This window comes from Kitasatospora sp. NPDC059722, from assembly GCF_042733235.1.
In the GTDB taxonomy this organism is placed as follows: Bacteria; Actinomycetota; Actinomycetes; order Streptomycetales; family Streptomycetaceae; genus Kitasatospora.
Map to the genome: position 1 here is coordinate 13650 of NZ_JBHWGD010000036.1, position 18729 is coordinate 32378.

The window sequence follows — 18729 nt, forward strand, 5'->3', positions numbered from 1 at the left end:
GGGGGCCCCCGGGCGGGCCCGCGGGCTGTCCCCCGCCCATCCTCACCGGCGCCCGGGCGCCCGGCCCCCCCGGGGGGGGCGGGCCCGCCGGGACGGGCACTCAGCGGTGGAAGACCTGGAGTTCGCGGACGGCGTCGTTGAAGTTGCCGCCCAGGGCGGGGGCCGGCAGGTCCATCGTCTTCTCCACGTCGAGGGTGGACCACAGGTGGACGGCGTTGCAGTTGTTGTAGCCCTTCATCGACGAGACGTTGAGCGCCACGTCGAAGTAGTTCACGAGGTGGTAGCCGGTGGCGTCGCAACCGCCCGCATCGCCGTAGAAGGCGTAGAGGACGCCACCCCGGTACTCGACGTCCTTGAACTCCTCCAGCAGCAGCGTGCGGTCCATCGGCCGCTCGGCGGAGCGGCCCACGCCGTCGGCCTTGGCGAGGGCGTCCTCGCGGGAGTCCGTCGAACAGGCCCGCCCGAGCATCGGGGACCGGCCGTCCGCGCCGGGCACGTGGCCGAGGACGGCGGCGCAGTACTGGACCGCCGGGATCGGCAGCGGCCGGGACGGGAGCGGCGAGGCCGGGGCGGCGGGTGCGACGGCGGCCGAGCCGGCGAGGGCCAGGCACGCCGCGAGGGCGGGTCCGACGATCCTGCGCGGGATACGCATGGGTACCTCCGGAACGAGGGGGACGGCGGCCGGGGACTCGGCCGCCGCGCCCATTCGACGGGCGGCCGAGCCATCTTGACGATCCGACACACCGCTTGCCGCACTAGTCGTACGTATGCCCTCGGATCAGCGGGCCGGCCCGTCCTCCCACAACTCGCCGCTGTACGCCGCCACCAGCGCGCCGATCCGCGCCAGCGCCTCCTCGGCCGGCATCGGGTCGAGCCGGCGCCCGTCCCGCAGGCGCAGCGCGACGCGCCCGTCCGCCGCCTCCCGCGCGCCGATCACCGCCTGGTACGGCACCAGGCGCGCCTCCCGGATCCGCGCCCCGAGGCTCCCGTGCTCGGGACCGGCGATCTCGACGCGCAGCCCGAGGTCCAGGCAGCGCGCACGCAGCCGCTCGGCCTGCGGGACCTCGGCCTCCGAGATCGGCACCAGCACGATCTGGGCCGGCGCGAGCCATGCGGGGAACGCTCCGCCGTAGAGCTCGATCAGGTGGGCGACCACCCGCTCGACGCTGCCGATCACGCTGCGGTGGACCATCACCGGGCGGTGCTTGGCGCCGTCCGGCCCGATGTAGTGCAGGTCGAACCGCTCGGGCTGGTGGAAGTCGATCTGGACGGTGGAGAGGGTGAACTCGCGCCCGGCGCCGTCGGCGATCTGGACGTCGATCTTGGGCCCGTAGAACGCGGCCTCGCCCTCCGCCGCCTCGAACGGCACGCCGGAGCGCTCCAGCACCTCGGTGAGCAGCGCGACCGCCCGCTCCCAAAGGGCCGGGTCGGCCACGTACTTGCCGCCCGCGCCGGGCAGCGAGAGGCGGTAGCGGACGGGCACGATGCCGAGCGCGCGGTGCGCGTCGCGGATCAGCTCCAGTGCGGCGACGGCCTCGTCGGCGGCCTGCTCGGGGGTGCAGAAGACGTGGGCGTCGTTCAGCTGGATCGCCCGGACGCGGGTGAGGCCGCCCAGCACGCCGGACAGCTCGGAGCGGTACATGCCGCCCAACTCCGCCATGCGCAGTGGCAGTTCGCGGTAGCTGTGCGGGCGGGAGCGGTACATCAGCGCGTGGTGGGGACAGAGGCTGGGGCGCAGCACCATCTCCTCCGAGCCGACCTGCATGGGCGGGTACATGTCGTCGCGGTAGTGCGCCCAGTGGCCGGAGATCTCGTACAGCTCGCGCTTGCCGAGGACGGGCGAGTAGACGTGGCGGTAGCCGGCGCGGCGCTCGCGGCCGCGGATGTACTCCTCCAGGGCGTGGCGGACGGCGGCGCCGTCGGGCAGCCAGTAGGGCAGGCCGGAGCCCATCAAGGGATCGGTGTCGAAGAGGTCCAGCTCGCGGCCGAGCTTGCGGTGGTCGTGCGCGGCGGGCACGTGCTCGTGCGCGGCAGCGGCGTGGTCATGCGCGGCGGCGCAGTCGGCGTGGACGTCGGCGGGGGCGTGAACGTTCATGGGGTGGTCTCCACTCGGAGGGCGGGACGAGTGGATCCGGAAACGGCGAAGCCCCGGGGCACTCGCCCCGGGGCTTCGGACTAGGTCAGCAGTCAGCGCACCGGGACTCTCTCCGGCGTCGTCGTGGCGAGTGCAGCGCGCTTCATGTGATCCACCGTAGCAGGTGGATGAAGCCGGTGGTGATCTTTTCTCGGACCCGCCGCTCGGCCCGCGGTCAGTCGGCCTCCGGCCGCAACCCCCTGCGCACGACGTCCAGTAGGCGCTCGCGGGCGCCTTCTTCGGGCTGCGTGAATTCCCGCGTGAGGCAGGCCAGCATGAGCGCCTTGACGTCCGCCACGGTCACGTCCGCCCGCACCACGCCCGCCCGCTGCGCACCGACGAGCAGGTCGCACAGGGCAGCACCCACGTCGTAGCCGGCCTCGATCGCGGCGCCCTCCATGTCGAACCCCGCGCCGGCCAGGGCCTCTCCCAGCCCCCGGTTGATCGCGCCCTCCGCGACCATGTAGGCGAAGAACCCGAAGAAGGCCTCGCCCGGCTCCTGCTCGTCGGCGAGGGCGCGGGCCCGCTCGACCAGCCGCTCGACGCGGCTGAGCACGATCGCCCGGAACAGGTCGTCCTTGGTGGGGAAGTGCCTGCTCACCGTGCCCGTGCCCACGCCGGCCCGCCGGGCGATCCGTTGGACGCTCACCGCGAGGCCCTCCTCCGCGAAGGCCGCCGAGGCGGCTTCGAGCACCTTCACGCGGTTGCGCTGCGCATCGGCCCGCACGCCCCGTCTCCCTCCGCCCGTTCGGGCCCCGATCGCCGTTGACAACCGGGACGGACGTCCCGGATAGTGAAAGCGGGACGCTCATCCCGATTATACTCTCCGTCACCAGGAGGATCGGATGGCACAGCACCGCTGGACCGCCGAGCGCATCGCCGACCAGACCGGCCGCACCGCACTGATCACCGGGGCCAACACCGGCGTCGGCTTCCACACCGCCGAGTCGCTGGCCCGGCGCGGCGCCACGGTGGTGCTCGCCTGCCGCGACGCCGAACGCGCCGAACAGGCCGCCGCACGGATCCGCGGCACCGCACCGCGATCCCGCGTCGTCACCCTGCCGCTGGACCTTGCCGCACTGTCGTCCGTTCGGGCCGCGGCCGACCAACTCCACACGATGTGCAGTGAATTGGACCTCCTGATCAACAACGCGGGCGTCATGTGGGCCCCGCCCGGCCGCACCCGGGACGGCTTCGAGACACACCTCGGGATCAACCACCTCGGCCACTTCGCGTTCACCGGACTCGTGCTCGACCTGCTCCGCGACACCCCGGGCGCCCGGATCGTGACGGTCACCAGCCCCGCCCACCGGTCGGCACGACTCGACTTCGACGACCTCCGGTTCACGCGCGGGTACCGCCCGGCCGCCGCCTACGCCCGGTCCAAGCTGGCCAACCTGCTCCACGCCCACGAGTTGCAGCGCCGCCTCGTCGCCTCGGGCTCCGCCCTGCTCTCGGTGGCCGCTCACCCCGGCGCGGCCCGCACCGAGCTGAACCGTTCGATGCCCGCCCTCTTCCGGGGACCGTCCTGGGGACTGTGGCGCCCGTTCACCCACACCGCCCAGCACGGCGCACTGCCGATCCTGCGCGCCGCCACCGACCCGGAGGCCAAGGGAGGCGAGTACTACGCCCCCAGCGGCCCGGGCGAGTTCAGCGGCCACCCGGTCGTGAGGAGTTCGAGTCCCGGCTCGCACGACACCGGCGCGCAGCGGACGTTGTGGGAGGCCTCGGAGCAACTGACCGGCGTGCGCTACGACTTCGGCCCGTCCGATGAGTGAGCGCGGACGGGCGGCGTGGCTGGGGCTCGCGGCCGGCGTCGTACAGTCGCTCGACTTCCTCCGTGAACGGACGGGAGCGTTCGATGCCGTTCCCGGCTCCGTGGCGGCGCCGGTCGTCATCGCGGCCACCCTGTCGTTGTGGACGCTCGCGGGCCTCCGCGCCGCGGACCCGAGGTCCGGCGCCCGTGCCGGACTGCTCAGTGCCGCGGTAACGGCGCTCGCGCTCTGGGGCACCACGCTGCTGAGCGGCAACGCCTCCATCGGGTACGCCTGTTGGCACGCGGCCGCCTTCCTTCCCTTCGGCGCCCTCTGTGCCGCCCTCCCGCCCCGGTGCCACAAAGGGCCGCGGGCCGACGAACGCCCGGCCGCCGGGGCCGGATAGGTTGTCGGCATGACCTTGTCGACACGTACAGCAGTCGCCGCCGACCGTGCCACGGTGCTCGCCCTGATCGACGGCGCCCGGGGCGACGGGCTGTCCCCGGAGGAGCGCGCGGAGCGGGGTTTCGTGCAGGGCCGCTTCGACGAGGACAAGCTCGCCGCGATGGAGGCCACCACCGGCATCTACATCGTCGAGGAGGACGGGCGGATCGCTGGCGCCGCCCTCACCGTTCCCGCCTCCCCGGCCCTCGACGAAGGGCCGCCGCGTCAGACCTGCGAGGCCGCCGTGCGCGCCGGGCTCGCGCCGGACCGCTTCTACCTGTACGGGCCGGTGGTCGTGGATCCGGAGTTCCGCGGGCGCGGGGTCGTGCGGCGCCTGTTGCGGGCGGTCGACGCGAACCTGCGCGACCGCTTCGACCACGGCGTCCTGTTCGTCGAACAGTCCAACCACAAGTCGCTCGCGGTCCACCGGCACCTGGGCATGCGCGAGGCGGCGGAGTTCACCGTGGCGGACCGCACGTACACCGTGTTCAGCTTCGCGTCCGGCACCTTCTGCGACCAGCCGGCCACGACCCCGGCGGGCTGAGCGCGCTACCGCACCACGGCCGCACCGGCGGCGGCCACGTCGGCCGCCGCCCGGACGAACTCGCGGACCCGCTCCGTCGTGTTGCCCGGCAGCCAGACCGGGCCGCGCTCGATCGGCGGGGCGTCGTGGATCGGGACGTAGGCGAGGTCGGGGCGCGGGTAGTACTGGCGGCAGTGCTCGCCGACCGGCAGGACGCCCCGGCCCAGCGCGACCAGGCTGAGCATCTCGGAGAACGTCCCGCCGGACGGCCCCTTGGGCACCGGGCGGCCGGACGGGGTGCGGTCGGGGGTGCGGTCGCGCTTGAACCCGACCGACGTCACCGCCGGGTACTGCACCACCGGGTGGTCCGCGAGCACGTCGAGCGACACCGACTCCTCCGCCGCCAGCGGGTGCCCGGCCGGCACCGCCAGGACCCGGCGCTCGGTCAGCAGGACCGGCCCGGTGGCCATGCCGTCGAAGGGGAAGGAGGCGACCAGGACGTCGACCGAACCGTCCGCCAGGCCGGACCGCGAATTCGAGAGCTGCGCCTCCCGGACGTCCACCCGGCAGTCGGGGTGCCGCTCGCCGAACAGCGCGACCGCCCTCAGCAGCACCGGCGCCGTCCACTCCCCCATGAACGCCACCCGCAGCTCGCCCGTCACTCCCCGGCCGGCGTCCACCGCGCGGCGCAGCGCCTCCTCCATCGCGGCCACCACCGGGACGAGGTCCTCGGCCAGCTGCCGCCCGACCGGGGTGAGCCGGACGGACCGGCTGGTGCGCTCGAACAGCGGCGCGCCGATCCGGCGCTCCAGCTTCCTGACCACCTGGCTGACCCGCCCGGTGGTGAGGTTCAGCAGCTCGGCGGTCCGGCCGAAGTGCAGTTCCCCGGCGAGCGCGAGGAAGACCTCGGTCTCCAGCCGCTCCAGCATGGTGCCCCCTCGCCCGCCGCTCCCGGCATCGTTCGATCCGGCATCGCCTACTCCGGCACCGCTCACTGCGGCATCATGCAGCATCGTTTAATTCAGCTCAACGATCATACGACGATCCGGCATTGATGATCACTTCCGGGCGGAGGATCGTGGAACCCGTCACCAGCGGAAACCACACCCCCGGAGCCGCCACCATGCGCGTCATCGCCTTCGACCACCTCGTCCTCAACGTCGCCGACATCGAGCGGTCCCTCGCCTTCTACTCCGGCCTCCTCGGCCTGGAGCCCGTCCGGGTCGACGAGTGGCGGGCCGGCAAGGTGTCCTTCCCGTCCGTCCGGGTCACCGCCGAGACCATCATCGACCTGGTGCACCGCCCCCGGCACGAGTCCAACGTGGACCACATCTGCCTCACCGTCGAGCCCCTCGACTGGCAGGAGGTCATCGACTCGGGCGTCTTCACCGTCCTGGAGGGCCCCGTCCCCCGCTACGGCGCCCGTGGCACCGCCACTTCCGTCTACGTCCAGGACCCGGACGGCAACACCGTCGAACTCCGGTGGTACCCGCAGGACACCGCCGCCTGAAGCAGAGGAGGCCGTCCCGGACCCACGGGGGTGGACCGGGACGGCCTCCTCGGAACGCCGGACCGACAGCGGCCGGTGCGAGGATGTCGGCATGTACTGGTACCTGACCGTATGGCCGGACCGCCGCCACGACGGAAGCGTGGCGGCGGGAGTGCTGCTGGCACACCTGGACGCGGTGCCCGGCCTCCGGAGGACCGACCTGGCTTCCTACCGGGCCGAGGACGGCCGCGAGTGGCTCGATGTGAGCATCGCCGCGTGCGGCGAGACCGGCGGCTACGCCGTCCACGAGGGCCGGGTGCCGGCGCGGGTCGACGTGGTGGAGCTGATCTGCTCCACGCCCGACGGCTACACCGCCGCGCTGGCAGTGGCCACCGGGATCGCCGACCTGCTCGGTTGGGAGGTCGTCGACTCCGAGAGCGACGAGGTCCTGCACGCCGGGGCGGCGCCGTCCACGTGAGGACCGAAGCTCCCGGTTACGCAGGCCTTCCCGAACTCAGTAGAGGACTTCGCAGCCCCGGGCCGTGAGCGCTTCGAGCAGGGCGGGGGCGGGGGTCACCGGGTTCCAGCGGAGGTCGAGCTTCTCCAGGGCCGGGAGTTCGGTGAGCCACGGCGGGAGGGTGGCGATCCGGTTGCTCCGCACGTCGAGGCGGCGCAGCAGGGGCAGGCCGGCGAGGGATGGCGGGAGCTCCGTGAGGTGGTTCTCGCGCAGGTCGAGCTCGCGCAGGTTGGCCAGGTCGCCGATCGACGCGGGCAGGGTGCTCAACCGGTTCTCGCGCAGCCAGAGTTCGCGCAGGGCGCCGAGGCGGCCGATCGAGTCGGGGAGCGCGGCGAGCCGGTTGTACTGGGCGCGGAGCTCCACCAGCGACGCCATGTCGCCGATCGTGGACGGGAGTTCGCGGAGCCGGTTCTCGCCGACGTTGAGGTAGCGCAGCGCGGTGAGACGGCCGAGGGTGTCGGGCAGGGTGAACAGCCCGTTGTCGTGCAGGTAGAGGAAGTCGCGCAGGCCCGTGAGATCGCCCAGTTCGGCGGGGAGGGACGCGAGTTTGTTGTGGCCGAGGTCGAGGGTGCGCAGGCGCTGCAACGCGCCGACGGCGGGAGGGACTTCGGTGAGGCCGGTCTCGGCGAGGATCAGGACGGTCACGTCGGTGCGGTCCCACACGTCGGCCGGCAGCTCGGCGAGGGGCCGACGCCAGAGGTTCAGGGTCGTCACGCCGTCTCCTCGGACAGACCGGACAGACCGGCCAGGCCGGTCAGCTTGTCGGGATTGACCTGGAAGCGCAGGTTCTGGAGGCGGCCGTCGGCGATGTCGTAGGTGAGCGCGCCGACCGGCTGGCCGTCCATGGTGAACAGGACGCTCTGCTCGCCGTTGATGACGGCCGACCGCCAGGCCATGCCCTGGAGTTCGGGCTTGGCGAGGACGCCGAGGATCCAGCGGGCGACGCCGTCGGTGCCGTGCAGCGGGCGGCGGGCCGCGGTGACCTTGCCGCCGCCGTCGGACCACGCGGTCACGTCCGGGGCGAGGAGCTCCATGACCGCGTTCAGGTCGCCGCCGGTGCAGGCCGCGAGGAAGCGGTCGGTGATCTCGCGGCGCTGTTGCGGGTCGCTGTCGAAGCGCCGGCGGTGGGCGCGGACGTGTTCGCGGGCGCGGTGGGCGATCTGGCGGACCGTCGCCTCGCTCCGATCGAGGAACCCGGCGATCTCCGCGTGCGAGAACCCGAAGGCCTCGCGCAGCACGAACACCGCCCGCTCGACCGGGCCGAGGCTCTCCAGGACCACGAGCATCGCGGTGGAGACGGAGTCCGCGAGCTCGGCGCCGTCCGCGATGTCCGGGGCGGTGAGCAGGGGTTCGGGCAGCCAGGGGCCGACGTACGCCTCGCGCTTGGCCCGGGCCGAGGTGAGCCGGGTGAGCGAGAGGTTGGTGACCGTGCGCACCAGGTAGGCCCGCGGGTTGGCGACCGTCTCCCGGTCGACGCGGGACCACGCGAGCCAGGCGTCCTGCAGCACGTCCTCGGTGTCGGCGACGCTGCCGAGCAGGCGGTAGGCGGTGCCGAAGAGGAGTCGGCGGTGCTCGGTGAAGTCGTCCAGCGCGTCCGGCGCCGCAGGCGTGTTGATCACCCCGTCAGGCTGCCAGCGGTGCACCGGCCGCCGCAAGTGCCCAGCGGCCGCGTCACAGCCTCACCGCCGGGGTGGCTTCGCTGCGCTCCGCCGTCGGCGGAACGGTGAGCACCGGACAGCGCGCGTGCTTCAGGCAGTGGGCGGCGACTCGGCCACGGCCGCGGGCGGCGCGGAAGCGGCCGGTGCGGGTGCCCGTGCCCAGGACCAGCAGGCCGCCCTCGCGGTCCGCGATCCGGACCAGGGCAGCGGCCGCTGCACCACGCACCAGTTCGCCGTCGGCGACGACCCCGGCCGCGAAGGCCAGTTCCATCGCCGCGGCCAGCACGTCGGCGGCGGCCTCCCGGGCCTCGACCACCGGGGGCCAGTCCGGGTACCGCAGGGCGCGCCGCTCGCCGACCGGCGACTGCCAGGCGTGCACGGCGAGCAGGCCTGCCCCGGTGCGCCGCGCCTCGGCGATCGCCCACCGCAGGGCCGCGCGGCTCCCCGGTGATCCGTTCACGCCGACCACGATCCGCCGTCTCGGCCCCTCGTCCCAGCCGTTCCCTGCCATTCCTGCCCTTCGACGGTGCCCTGCCGGGTCGCGGATCGAGACTGCCGAGCCCGCCTCGATCCACCCGGCCTTGACACCCACCATGCCCACCGGGCGCGGCCGATAACCGATTGACCGCACCGGCGGCCGCCGCCCATGATCCCCGCATGGACGCACGATTGCTCAACGTGGTGGACGTCGAGGCCACCTGCTGGGACGGCCGGGTGCCGCCCGGGGAGGTCAACGAGATCATCGAGATCGGGCTGACCGTCGTCGACCTCGAAGCCCGCGAACGCGTCGGGCGCCACCGGATCCTGGTGCGGCCGGGGCGCTCGACCGTCAGCGCGTTCTGCACCGAGCTGACCGGGCTGACGCAGTGGGAGGTCGACACCGGCCTGTCGTTCGCCGACGCCTGCGCGCTGCTGGCCGACGAGCACGGCGCGGGCGAGCGGGCCTGGGCCAGCTGGGGCGACTACGACCGCAAGCAGTTCACCCGCCAGTGCCGCGACAACGGGGTGGCGTACCCCTTCGGCTTCGGCGAGCGGCACACCAACGCCAAGGCGGTCTTCGCCGACGCGTACGGGCTGCGCAAGCGCCCCGGCATGGCGAAGGCCCTGGAGCTGGCCGGGTTGCCCCTTGAGGGGCGGCACCACCGGGGCGAGGACGACGCGTGGAACATCGCGGCCCTGGTCCTCGGCCTGGTCCGGGCGGACGTCTGGCCGCAGGCCACCGAGGCCTGAGGTCGGAGAAGCTCCGCCGCTCCCGGGTGCTTTCCCAGGAGCGGCGGAACGCGGCTACAGGTACATCGTGTTGGGCGCCAGCCCGCACAGCACGCGGCCGTAGAGCTCGGTGTTGGTCGACGAGTGCATCAGGGCGTGCAGGCTCAGCGCGTGGAGGTCCCGCACGGTGCGCTGGAGCGCGCCGGTGAGGTAGAGGGAGCCGCCGCCGCTCGCGTCGGCGAGGGTGCGGGCGGTGCGGGTGGCACGGTCGAAAACGCGGCCGAGGTAGGCGCGGGCGTGCACCCGCTCCTCGACCGTCCACGGCTCGCCGGCCGCGCCCTTGGCGTCGACCAGGGCGGCCAGCCGCGCGGCGTGGCCCTCGGCCTCCTCGATCTGCAGCGCCGCCTCCGCCACCTGGAGGTGGGTGACGGCGGCCTCGCGCCGGGACCCGTACTCGGTGTAGGTGATCTTCTTGTCGAGCTGCTCCAGGTACGTCGCGAGCGCCGACTTGGCGAGGCCGATCGCGGTGCCGGTGAAGGTCGTGCAGCCGGTGGCGATGAGCGGGGCGCGGTAGAGCGCCGACTCCGGGTTGAGCTTGGAGGCGGACTGCTCCTGGAGCACGAGGGCGAGCGGCAGCAGGCGGTCCTGCGGCACGAACACGTCCTCGGCGACGGTGGTGACGCTGCCGGTGCCGCGCAGGCCGGTGGTGTCCCAGTCGTCGACGATCGTCAGGTCGGAGAGCGGGATCAGCGCCATCAGCGGCCACTGCGACTGCCCGTCCGGCGTCGGTCCCATCGCGAGGGCGACCTGCCACCCGCTGTGGTGCGCGCCGCTGATGAACTGCCAGGCGCCGTTCACCACGGCGCCGGCGGCGGACGGGACGGCGGAGGCGCTCGGGCTGAGCACGCCGCACACCCGGACGTCCCCGGCGGACGCGCCGAACACCTCGTCCTGGACGTGGTCAGGGAACTGGCAGGCCATCCAGGCCGAGATCGACCACGCGGAGACGTTCCACGCCGCCGAGCCGTCGCCCTTGGCGAGTTCGGTCATCACCTCGACGAAGGTCGCGGCGTCGGTCTCGTAGCCGCCGTAGCGGGCCGGCATCCGCATCTTGAACAGGCCGGCGTCGGTGAGCGCCGCCAGGGACTCCTCGTGCAGCCGCCGGTGCTCGTCCCCCCACGGGGCGTTGGCGCGCAGGACGGGGGCGACTTCGGCCGCGCGGCGGACCAGCTCCGCGCGGGCCGGTGCGTTCGCGTTCACCGGTGCGTTCGCGTTCATGGGGCTCCTTCGAGGTGGTCAGGAAGCGGGCGTCAGGCGGATGGGCAGCGTGGCGGTGCCGTTGAGCAGGAAGGTGCCCTGCGGCTGGACCTCCTCGGCCGGGACGGCGAGGGCCAGGTCGGGGAAGCGCTCGAAGAGCGCGGGCAGCCCGATCGCGGCCTCCATGCGGGCCAGCGGCGCGCCGAGGCAGTGGTGGACGCCGTAGCCGAAGGACAGGTGCTCCTTGTCGGGGCGGGTGATGTCGAAGCGGTCGGCGTCCTCGCCGTGCCGGCCGCGGTCGCGCCCGGAGGCGGCGAAGCCGATCAGCACCGGGTCGCCCTTGGGGATCCGCACGCCCGCGAGCTCCACCTCCTCGGTGGTGAAGCGGAACGGCAGCTGGGCGATCGGGGACTCGACCCGCAGGGTCTCCTCGATGACGTCCCGCCACGGCACCTTCCCGTCGCGGACCAGCGCGAACTGCTCGGGGTGGGTGAGCAGCGCGACGACGGCCTTGCTGAGCAGGTTGGTGGTCGTCTCGGAGCCGGCGCCGAGCATCAGGTGCAGGGTGCCGGCGAGTTCGGACTGGTTGAGGCGGGAGCCGTTGTCCCGGGCCTCGATGAGCATGCTCAGGAGGTCGTCGTCCGGCTCCTTGCGCTTCATCTCGATGAGTTCGTACATCGCGTTGTGCCAGGACTCGACGTTGGCGACGGCTTCCTCGTGGTTGATCGTCGTCTCGGTGTTGACCTCGCCGCCGCGCATCACATCGCGGCGCATGTGCTCGGGGACGCCGAAGAGTTCGCAGATCACCTTGGTGGGCAGCGGGTAGGCGTAGCGGTCCTTGAGGTCGACGACCTCGCCGGGCGCGGCGGTGGCGAGGTCGTCGAGGAGCTCGCGGACGATGCGCTCGACGCGCGGGCGCATGGCCTCGGTGCGGCGCATGGTGAAGGCCTTGGCGGTGAGGTTGCGCAGCCGGGCGTGGGCGGCGCCGTCGCTGGTGGTCATGTTGTCCATGAGCACCCAGCCGATCAGCGGGAAGTCGTCGCTGATCTCGCCGTTGACGAAGGCGGGCCAGTGCTCGTGGGCGTTCTTGGCGAAGCGTTCGTCGTTGAGCACCTGGCGGACGGTGTCGTAGCCGACGACCGACCAGGCGCGGACGTCGCCGGGCAGGGTCACCTGCGCCACCGGGCCCTGCGCGCGCAGGCGTTCGGCCTCGGCGTGGACGTCCCGGCCGGTGGGGTCGAGCACGATGGGCTCGGGGTGGGCTGTCACGGGGAACCTCCGGTAGTTCCGTGTGCGGGTTGGTCGGGCGGGACACACCTGGCAGGACGCACCTGGCAGGACACGCGTCAGGACTTGGGACGCGGCCGGAACACCCGGGTGACCACCGAGGGCCGCATGAGCGCCTGGGGCGGGTCGACCAGGCCGGCCGCGCGCAGGAACGCGGTGGAGAGGGTGGCGTCGTGGGCGGCGGCGGCCTGCAGGCGCGGCATGTAGAGGTTGGCCATCCGCACGGCGAGCGTGCGCCGGCCCCGGACCTCGGGGAAGCCGAGGTCGCCGCCGACGGCCATGTCCCAGGGCGCGTCGATGACGGCCGCGAGGTCGCGGAAGTAGTCGCGCGGGCGGGGCGGGACGCCGCGCTCCAGGTGGCCGCGGAGCACGGTGGCGCCGATCGCGGCGACGGTCATGCCCTGGGCGTAGATGGGGTTGAACACGCAGGCGGCGTCGCCGATCGCGAGCAGGCCGTCGGGCAGGCGCTCGACGCGCTCGTAGCGGTGGCGCACGTTCGCGGGGAAGTGCATGGAGACCGGCTCGGTGATCATCCGGGCGTGTTCGACGGCCGCGTGGATCTCGGGGACGGGCATCGTCTTCGCGAAGGCGAGGAAGCCCTCGGGGTCCGTGGGCGGGCGCTCGCCGAGCAGGCCGTAGAGGGCGAGGGCGTAGCGGTCGTGCAGGCGCACCAGCGTGGCGCCGCGCGGCCGGCCGGGGCCGGCGACGCAGACCAGGCCGGCGCCGTCGCCGATCGGGTCGACGGGCAGCGGGGCGGCGAACTCGGCGGTGGTGTAGGTGAGGTCGATCTTGACGCGCTCCTGCGGCACCTGCGGGTAGCCGAGTTCGCGGAGCCAGAGCGGGGTGCGCGAGCCGCGGCCGGTGGCGTCGACGACGAGGTCGGCGGCGAGGACCTCCTCGGCGCCGTCGAGGGGCTGGACGCGCACGCCGGTGACGCGGGCGCGGTCCGGCGAGGAGTCGAGGCCGTTGATGTCGCAGCGGTCGAGGAGGCGGACGTTGGAGAGGGCGAGGACGCGCTCGCGCACCCGGGCCTCCAGCAGCGGGCGCTCGGCGGAGACGCAGATCAGCCCGGTCTCGGCCTTGCGGATCGGGCGGCCGGCGAAGTACCAGGTGAGTCCGGTGCCGAAGTCGCAGACGGGGACGCCGAGTTCGGCGAGCTCCTTGGTGAGGCCGGGGAACAGTTCCTCCAGCACCTGCTGGCCGCGGGCGAGCAGGCCGTGGACGTGCCGGCCCTGCGGCGCGCTGCGGCGCGGGGCGGCGGAGGACGTGAGCGCGTCCCGGTCCACCACCGTGACGCTGCGGTAGGCGTCGGCCAGCAGGCGGGCGGCGAGCAGCCCGGCCACGCTGGCGCCCAGCACCACGGCCCGGTCGCCGATTCGAGTAGCCACCGTGCTCCCCTCTTTGGAACGTCCGACGGCGGAAGGAACGGAAGAAGCGGAAGGAGCGAAGGAGCGAAGGAGCGGAACGAGCGAAGGAGCGGAAGAGCGGAGGAAAGCGAACGAGAGCGCACATCCGGAGAAACGGGAATGGGCGGCGCGCGCCGAAGCAGCGTGCCCGGCCGACGGCACCATCATTGACGTCCCGCGAATGCGCCTCTACTTCCAGATTGCTCTGTCGCCCGGCGGTGCCCCGGTGATCCCTGTTTAGCGCCGGAGCGCGCTGGTAGCGTCCCCGGGCGGCAGGGACGAAGGGGCGGCGTGCCGCCCGCCGAATTGAGGAGGCCCGGAAATGCAGCCGTTCCGAATCGCCGTTCCGCAGGAGGACCTGGACGACCTCCACCGCCGCCTGGCGGCGGTGCGCTGGCCGGCCGAGGTACCCGGGGCGGGCTGGGCCCGCGGGGTGCCGCTGGAGTACCTGAAGGAGCTCACCGAGTACTGGCGCACGGAGTTCGACTGGCGGGCCGCGGAGGAGCGGCTGAACCGCTTCCCGCAGTTCCGCACCGAGATCGACGGCGCCACCGTGCACTTCCTGCACGTGCGCTCCCCCGAGCCGGACGCCACGCCGCTGATCCTCACCCACGGCTGGCCCGGGTCGGTCGCCGAGTACCTGGACGTCATCGAGCTGCTGACGGACCCGCGCAGCCACGGCGGCGACCCGGCGGACGCGTTCCACGTCGTCGTACCGGCCCCGCCCGGCTTCGGCTTCTCCGGCCCCGCGCCCGAGGCCGGCTGGGACGTGCCGCGGATCGCGCGGGCCTGGACGGAGCTGATGCGCCGGCTCGGCTACGGCCGCTACCTCGCCCACGGCGGCGACCTCGGCGTGTGGATCTCGCTGACCGCCGCCGCGCTCGACCCCGAGCACCTCGCGGGCGCGCACGTGACGTTCCTGCTGACCCCGCCCACCGGCCCGGAGGACCTGGAGGGCCTCGACGAGGCGGACCAAGCGCGGCTCGCCTACCTGGCCGCCTTCGAGACCACCGGCCGGGCCGGCTACATGAAGATCCAGAGCACCCGCCCGCAGACCCTCGCCTACGGCCTCACCGACTCCCCGGTCGGCCAACTGGCCTGGATCGCCGAGAAGTTCCGGGACTGGACGAGCGGCGACTCGATCAGCCGGGACCAGCTCCTGACCACCGTCTCGCTCTACTGGCTGACGGCGACGGCCGGTTCGTCCGCGCAGCTGTACTACGAGATGGCCGACATGCTCCCCGACGCCGCCCGCCAACCCGTCGCCGGGCCGCCGCAGCCGGTGCCGCTCGCCGTCGCCGCCTTCGCACACGACGGGAGCCTGCCGGTCCGGCGGATCGCCGAGCGGCGCTTCCCGAACATCGTCCAGTGGAGCGAGTTCGCCGAGGGCGGGCACTTCCCCGCCCTGGAGGTGCCCGAGCTCCTCGCGGGCGACCTGCGCTCCTTCGCCCGCGCCGTCCGGGCCCACGAGGCCGCCGCCGAGCAGCCGAAGCAGGACCCCGCAGAAATCGACTGAAGATTTTTCGCCGCCGTCGTCCAAACCGCGGTCCTCCCGTTCGTCGAGGTGTCGAACCGCACTCCGACAGCCGAGCCGAGGAGACGACGTGCCGCACACCGAGGACGCAGCGCCGGTCCCGCCCGCCGGGCACTCCGGGGACGGGACCGGCCGCCACCCCCTCTCCAGCCAGCAGGAGCACTGGTGCGCCAACGCGGGCTCCGGCTCGTTCGGGCCCCGGTTCACGGTGTCCAAGGCGCTGCGCATCACCGGGCCCGTCGACGTGGCCGCGCTCCAGGGCGCGCTGGACGACGTGGTGGTGCGGCACGAGGTGCTGCGCACGGTGATCGTGCGCGACGCCGAGCCGCCGTACCAGCAGGTGCGCCCGGCCACCCGGGTGCCGCTGCACGTGCGGGACCTGCCGGTGGCCTGGGCGCGGCGCGACGCGGCGGCGCAGCAGCTGCTCGCCGAGGCGGAGTCGACGGCGCTGCCCGTCGAACGGCTGCCGCTGCTGCGGGCGTTCCTCACCCGCTTCGACGAGCGGGACGCGGTGCTCGGCCTCGTCAGCCACCACACGGCGTGCGACGGCTGGGCGCTCCAGCTGATCCACCGCGACCTCGCCGCGTGCTACGCCGCCCGGACGGCGGGCCGCGAGCCGGGCCTGCCGGCGCTGCGCCAGTACGGCGAGTACACGCGGTGGCAGGCGGAGAACCAGTCCGGCGACGCGGCGGCCGAGAACCTCGCGTACTGGCGCAAGCGGCTGGACGGCGCGCCGTTCTTCACCCTGCCGACCGACCGCCCGATCCCGCCCGAGCACACCGAGCTGTACGTCGCGCACCCCTTCCGCTTCGACGCGGCGACGACGGACGCGGTGGCGGCGCTCGCCAAGGCCGCCCGCTGCTCGCGCTTCATGGTGATGCTGGGGGCGTTCGCCGTGCTGGCGAGCCGGATCTCCGGGGCGGACGACCCGGTCGTCAACACGATCGTGCACGGGCGGGGCCGGCCCGAGTACCAGGACACCGTGGGCCCGTTCCTCAACTTCCTGGCGCTGCGCACCGACCTCGCGGACGCGGGCACGATCCGCGAGCTCCTCCTGGCCGTGCGCACCACCTGCCTGGAGGCGTACCGGCACGAGGTGCCGATCCACTGGGTCGAGCAGGCCGTGCCGTCGCTGATGGCGCCGATGGCCGACCCGCGCAACTGCGACTTCATCTTCGGCTTCTCCGAGACGCTGGCCGCCCCGGCCGGGGGCGCGGACCCGTTCCTGTTCTCCGAGGGGACCGTGCCGGTCGCCAAGGGCGAGAGCGCGAGCGAGCAGATCCCGGGCGGCGCCGCCTGGAACATGGGCGTCGCGCCGTCGGGGGAGATCAGCGGGATGGTCCAGTACAACCCCGAGGAGTTCGACGAGGAGACGGTGGCGGGCTGGGTGGCCGCGTACCGGCGGATCGTGCTCGCCGTCCTCGCCGATCCGGAGCGCGACTGGCGCACCCTCTGACCGACGGCCGCAGACCGAGGTACCTCACACGAGAGGTGTTTCCCATGACGTCCTACACGCTCGAACCGCTGGGCCCCGTCTTCGGCGCCCGCATCACCGGCATCGACCTGCGCGAGGAGGTCGGCCGGGAGACCGCCGACCGGATCCTCGACGACCTCGTCCGCCACCGCGTCCTCGTCCTGCCGGACCAGGACCTGAGCCACGCCGACCACGTCCGCTTCAGCCGGCTGTTCGGCCCGCTGGACGTCTACCCCGTCGCCCGGTACGTCGTGCCGGATCACCCCGAGGTGCTGAAGATCAGCAACATCTTCGAGGCCGGCGAGCCGATCGGCCTCTACGACGGGGACGACCAGGAGGAGTGGCACACCGACTACTCCTGGCGCGAGGTCATGAGCCGTGCCTCGCTGCTGTACTCGGCGATCGCCCCGGAGGAGGGCGGCGACACGATCTTCGCGGACAGCACGACGGCCTACGACGAGCTGCCCGCGGAGGTCCGGGAGCGGATCGGCGGTCTGCAGGCCGTCCACTCCATGGCGCACCTCGTCGACCAGGAGCTCCTCACCAACCCGCACAAGAAGCCGCTCTCCGCCGAGGAGCGCGAGCGCACCCCGGACGTGGCGCAGCCGATCGTGCGCCGCCACCCGGTGACCGGCCGCAGCTCGCTCCTGCTCGGGAGCATGATCATCAGCGGCGTCGTGGGGCTCGGCGAGAAGGAGGGCGCCGAGCTGCTGGACGACCTGCACGCGCACGCCACCAAGGACCGCTACCTGTACCGCCACCGCTGGAACGTCGGCGACCTGGTCATCTGGGACAACGACGCGACCATGCACACCCGCACCCCGTGCGACAGCCGCTACCACCACCGGCTGCTCTACCGCACCACCGTGATGTGACGGCCCGTCCGCCGTCGAAAAGCCGCACGCCCGTTCCGCCCGATCCGTGCGGACACAACCCTGCGTGAACGAACCGCAACCGCATTCTGGAAGATGCGGTCAGGCCGACCTGCCCCGGGATAATTCCCGGGGAGGGAAAACCCAGGAGGAATGCATGTCCGGGGCCATTTCTGAGAGCATCGCGCCGCCGCGCACCGGGACCGGCACGAAAGGCCGGTCCGGTGCGGAAAGCCAGTCCGGCGCGGAGGAGCACACCGGCGCGGAAATCGCCGCCGCTTTTCCGGCGGCCGGCACCGAGCCGGACACCGCCGTCCGCCTCGCCCTGATGGAGCGGCTGCACCGTCACTACACCGGCTACCTCGGCGGCGCCGAAACGTTCCTGTCGGTGCCGCGCCTCAACGCCGACCCCGTCATCGCCGCCACCGAGGACGCCTGGCTGCGATGGGAGGACGGGCGGGTGGACGAGGCGCTGCTGCCGCGCACCGCCGAGGGCCTCGCCGACTGGTTCGCCGACCTGCGCTCCCGGCACGTCCAGCCCGCCTTCTGCCGCTACCTCGCCGACGAGGCCACGATCGAGGAGATCGCGCTGTTCTTCCTCGCCGAGGAGCTGGTCGACAGCCGCTTCGACGACCTCGTCGCCCTCGCCCAGCTCGGCGCGACCGGCACCAGCAAGCTCACCATGGCCGAGAACTACTGGGACGAGATGGGCGAGGGCAAGCTGGAGCAGATGCACACCCGGCTGTTCGAGCACTCGGCCACGTACATGCGCGCCCGGCTCGAACTCGGCGGCGTCGACGTCTCCGGCCTCGGCGGCATGGAGGTGTTCGAGAACGCCAACCTGGTCCTCATGTACGGCGTCCACCGGCACCTGACGCCCCGCCTGCTGGCCGCGATGGGGCTCATGGAGTACACCGCGCCGGTGCGCTTCCAGGCGATGGTCGACGGCTGCGCGCGCCTCGGCGTGCCGGACGACGTCATCCTCTACCAGCGCATCCACGTCCACGTGGACGCCGACCACGGCGCCGAGTGGCTGGAGAACGTGCTCGCCCCGCTGGCCCACCACTCCCCCGAGGTGCTGCGCGAGATCGGCATGGGCGCGCTCACCCGCGAGCGCGTGGCCAACGCGTACTACACCCGGGTCTGGCAGCAGATGCGGGCGCTGCGGTGA

At 73.1% G+C, this 18729-nt stretch carries 20 protein-coding genes; 10 read left to right on the forward strand and 10 right to left on the reverse strand.

Annotated elements, in window-relative coordinates; all coding sequences use genetic code 11:
* Nucleotides 1–100: 100 nt before the first annotated feature.
* The 3 genes from ACFV4F_RS22755 to ACFV4F_RS22765 all read right to left on the reverse strand — a co-directional run bounded on the left by ACFV4F_RS22755 (nt 101) and on the right by ACFV4F_RS22765 (nt 2861).
* On the reverse strand, nt 101–652 hold the full coding sequence (locus ACFV4F_RS22755; RefSeq protein WP_380504948.1) for a hypothetical protein: 552 nt from the start codon (nt 650–652) through the stop codon (nt 101–103).
* 126 nt (nt 653–778) lie between these two features.
* Nucleotides 779–2095: a threonine--tRNA ligase gene (thrS, locus tag ACFV4F_RS22760; protein WP_380504951.1), complete on the reverse strand. Its 1317-nt coding sequence runs from the start codon at nt 2093–2095 to the stop codon at nt 779–781.
* A gap of 214 nt (nt 2096–2309) precedes the next feature.
* Nucleotides 2310–2861, reverse strand: coding sequence for a TetR/AcrR family transcriptional regulator (locus ACFV4F_RS22765; protein WP_380504954.1), 552 nt, complete (start codon nt 2859–2861; stop codon nt 2310–2312).
* Nucleotides 2862–2979: 118 nt separating this feature from the next.
* On the opposite strand from ACFV4F_RS22765, the gene ACFV4F_RS22770 reads away from it, so the two are divergent.
* From ACFV4F_RS22770 to ACFV4F_RS22780, 3 genes are read left to right on the forward strand one after another with little or no spacing between them, the layout of a single operon-like run.
* Nucleotides 2980–3912: an oxidoreductase gene (locus ACFV4F_RS22770; protein WP_380504957.1), complete on the forward strand. Its 933-nt coding sequence runs from the start codon at nt 2980–2982 to the stop codon at nt 3910–3912.
* Complete coding sequence (locus tag ACFV4F_RS22775) at nt 3905–4294, forward strand: hypothetical protein (RefSeq protein WP_380504960.1); 390 nt, start codon at nt 3905–3907, stop codon at nt 4292–4294. Before ACFV4F_RS22770 ends, ACFV4F_RS22775 begins: the two co-directional genes overlap by 8 nt.
* A gap of 9 nt (nt 4295–4303) precedes the next feature.
* Nucleotides 4304–4876, forward strand: a complete 573-nt coding sequence (locus ACFV4F_RS22780; protein WP_380504963.1) for a GNAT family N-acetyltransferase — start codon at nt 4304–4306, stop codon at nt 4874–4876.
* Between the two features lie 5 nt (nt 4877–4881).
* Here ACFV4F_RS22780 and ACFV4F_RS22785 read toward each other — a convergent pair whose 3' ends face one another.
* Nucleotides 4882–5784 carry a LysR family transcriptional regulator gene (locus ACFV4F_RS22785; protein ID WP_380504966.1) on the reverse strand — a complete coding sequence of 301 codons (903 nt, stop codon included), beginning with the start codon at nt 5782–5784 and terminating at the stop codon, nt 4882–4884.
* A gap of 194 nt (nt 5785–5978) precedes the next feature.
* On the opposite strand from ACFV4F_RS22785, the gene ACFV4F_RS22790 reads away from it, so the two are divergent.
* Entirely contained in the window at nt 5979–6365 is a 387-nt protein-coding gene (locus ACFV4F_RS22790; protein ID WP_380447551.1) for a VOC family protein, read from the forward strand.
* 91 nt (nt 6366–6456) lie between these two features.
* Nucleotides 6457–6822 (forward strand): hypothetical protein, encoded by a 366-nt coding sequence (locus ACFV4F_RS22795; RefSeq protein WP_380504969.1) that lies wholly within the window; start codon nt 6457–6459, stop codon nt 6820–6822.
* Nucleotides 6823–6858: 36 nt separating this feature from the next.
* Here the strand turns inward: ACFV4F_RS22795 and ACFV4F_RS22800 are convergent, their stop codons facing one another.
* From ACFV4F_RS22800 to ACFV4F_RS22810, 3 genes are read right to left on the reverse strand one after another with little or no spacing between them, the layout of a single operon-like run.
* Nucleotides 6859–7575: a leucine-rich repeat domain-containing protein gene (locus tag ACFV4F_RS22800; RefSeq protein ID WP_380504972.1), complete on the reverse strand. Its 717-nt coding sequence runs from the start codon at nt 7573–7575 to the stop codon at nt 6859–6861.
* Nucleotides 7572–8480, reverse strand: a complete 909-nt coding sequence (locus ACFV4F_RS22805) for an RNA polymerase sigma-70 factor (protein WP_380504975.1) — start codon at nt 8478–8480, stop codon at nt 7572–7574. The genes ACFV4F_RS22800 and ACFV4F_RS22805 overlap by 4 nt, the downstream gene beginning before the upstream one ends.
* A gap of 52 nt (nt 8481–8532) precedes the next feature.
* On the reverse strand, nt 8533–9114 hold the full coding sequence (locus ACFV4F_RS22810) for a universal stress protein (protein WP_380504978.1): 582 nt from the start codon (nt 9112–9114) through the stop codon (nt 8533–8535).
* Between the two features lie 62 nt (nt 9115–9176).
* On the opposite strand from ACFV4F_RS22810, the gene ACFV4F_RS22815 reads away from it, so the two are divergent.
* Entirely contained in the window at nt 9177–9749 is a 573-nt protein-coding gene (locus tag ACFV4F_RS22815; RefSeq protein WP_380504981.1) for an exonuclease domain-containing protein, read from the forward strand.
* A 54-nt stretch (nt 9750–9803) separates the two neighbouring features.
* Here the strand turns inward: ACFV4F_RS22815 and ACFV4F_RS22820 are convergent, their stop codons facing one another.
* The 3 genes from ACFV4F_RS22820 to ACFV4F_RS22830 all read right to left on the reverse strand — a co-directional run bounded on the left by ACFV4F_RS22820 (nt 9804) and on the right by ACFV4F_RS22830 (nt 13660).
* A complete protein-coding gene (locus ACFV4F_RS22820) occupies nt 9804–11006 on the reverse strand; it encodes an acyl-CoA dehydrogenase family protein (protein WP_380504984.1) in 1203 nt (400 codons plus the stop codon).
* An 18-nt stretch (nt 11007–11024) separates the two neighbouring features.
* Complete coding sequence (locus tag ACFV4F_RS22825) at nt 11025–12254, reverse strand: cytochrome P450 (RefSeq protein WP_380492603.1); 1230 nt, start codon at nt 12252–12254, stop codon at nt 11025–11027.
* A gap of 77 nt (nt 12255–12331) precedes the next feature.
* Nucleotides 12332–13660 (reverse strand): FAD-dependent oxidoreductase, encoded by a 1329-nt coding sequence (locus tag ACFV4F_RS22830; RefSeq protein ID WP_380504987.1) that lies wholly within the window; start codon nt 13658–13660, stop codon nt 12332–12334.
* Nucleotides 13661–14000: 340 nt separating this feature from the next.
* Between ACFV4F_RS22830 and ACFV4F_RS22835 the strand changes: the two genes are divergently transcribed.
* From ACFV4F_RS22835 to ACFV4F_RS22850, 4 genes are all read left to right on the forward strand, one after another.
* The gene (locus tag ACFV4F_RS22835; protein ID WP_380504990.1) at nt 14001–15194 is read left to right on the forward strand and encodes an epoxide hydrolase family protein; all 1194 of its coding nucleotides are present in this window, start codon (nt 14001–14003) and stop codon (nt 15192–15194) included.
* An 88-nt stretch (nt 15195–15282) separates the two neighbouring features.
* The gene (locus ACFV4F_RS22840; protein WP_380504993.1) at nt 15283–16668 is read left to right on the forward strand and encodes a condensation domain-containing protein; all 1386 of its coding nucleotides are present in this window, start codon (nt 15283–15285) and stop codon (nt 16666–16668) included.
* A gap of 44 nt (nt 16669–16712) precedes the next feature.
* On the forward strand, nt 16713–17561 hold the full coding sequence (locus tag ACFV4F_RS22845) for a TauD/TfdA dioxygenase family protein (protein WP_380446656.1): 849 nt from the start codon (nt 16713–16715) through the stop codon (nt 17559–17561).
* Nucleotides 17562–17715: 154 nt separating this feature from the next.
* Nucleotides 17716–18729: an iron-containing redox enzyme family protein gene (locus ACFV4F_RS22850; RefSeq protein ID WP_380504996.1), complete on the forward strand. Its 1014-nt coding sequence runs from the start codon at nt 17716–17718 to the stop codon at nt 18727–18729.

What these genes read in the sequence shown, in the direction of transcription:
- ACFV4F_RS22850 (WP_380504996.1), top strand. Translation starts at nt 17,716, where the DNA reads ATGTCCGGGGCCATTTCTGAGAGCATCGCGCCGCCGCGCACCGGGACC.
- ACFV4F_RS22775 (WP_380504960.1), top strand. Translation starts at nt 3,905, where the DNA reads ATGAGTGAGCGCGGACGGGCGGCGTGGCTGGGGCTCGCGGCCGGCGTC.
- ACFV4F_RS22795 (WP_380504969.1), top strand. Translation starts at nt 6,457, where the DNA reads ATGTACTGGTACCTGACCGTATGGCCGGACCGCCGCCACGACGGAAGC.
- ACFV4F_RS22810 (WP_380504978.1), bottom strand. Translation starts at nt 9,114, where the DNA reads ATGGTGGGTGTCAAGGCCGGGTGGATCGAGGCGGGCTCGGCAGTCTCG.
- ACFV4F_RS22755 (WP_380504948.1), bottom strand. Translation starts at nt 652, where the DNA reads ATGCGTATCCCGCGCAGGATCGTCGGACCCGCCCTCGCGGCGTGCCTG.
- ACFV4F_RS22820 (WP_380504984.1), bottom strand. Translation starts at nt 11,006, where the DNA reads ATGAACGCGAACGCACCGGTGAACGCGAACGCACCGGCCCGCGCGGAG.
- ACFV4F_RS22785 (WP_380504966.1), bottom strand. Translation starts at nt 5,784, where the DNA reads ATGCTGGAGCGGCTGGAGACCGAGGTCTTCCTCGCGCTCGCCGGGGAA.
- ACFV4F_RS22770 (WP_380504957.1), top strand. Translation starts at nt 2,980, where the DNA reads ATGGCACAGCACCGCTGGACCGCCGAGCGCATCGCCGACCAGACCGGC.
- ACFV4F_RS22835 (WP_380504990.1), top strand. Translation starts at nt 14,001, where the DNA reads ATGCAGCCGTTCCGAATCGCCGTTCCGCAGGAGGACCTGGACGACCTC.
- ACFV4F_RS22845 (WP_380446656.1), top strand. Translation starts at nt 16,713, where the DNA reads ATGACGTCCTACACGCTCGAACCGCTGGGCCCCGTCTTCGGCGCCCGC.
- ACFV4F_RS22815 (WP_380504981.1), top strand. Translation starts at nt 9,177, where the DNA reads ATGGACGCACGATTGCTCAACGTGGTGGACGTCGAGGCCACCTGCTGG.
- thrS (WP_380504951.1), bottom strand. Translation starts at nt 2,095, where the DNA reads ATGAACGTTCACGCCCCCGCCGACGTCCACGCCGACTGCGCCGCCGCG.
- ACFV4F_RS22780 (WP_380504963.1), top strand. Translation starts at nt 4,304, where the DNA reads ATGACCTTGTCGACACGTACAGCAGTCGCCGCCGACCGTGCCACGGTG.
- ACFV4F_RS22790 (WP_380447551.1), top strand. Translation starts at nt 5,979, where the DNA reads ATGCGCGTCATCGCCTTCGACCACCTCGTCCTCAACGTCGCCGACATC.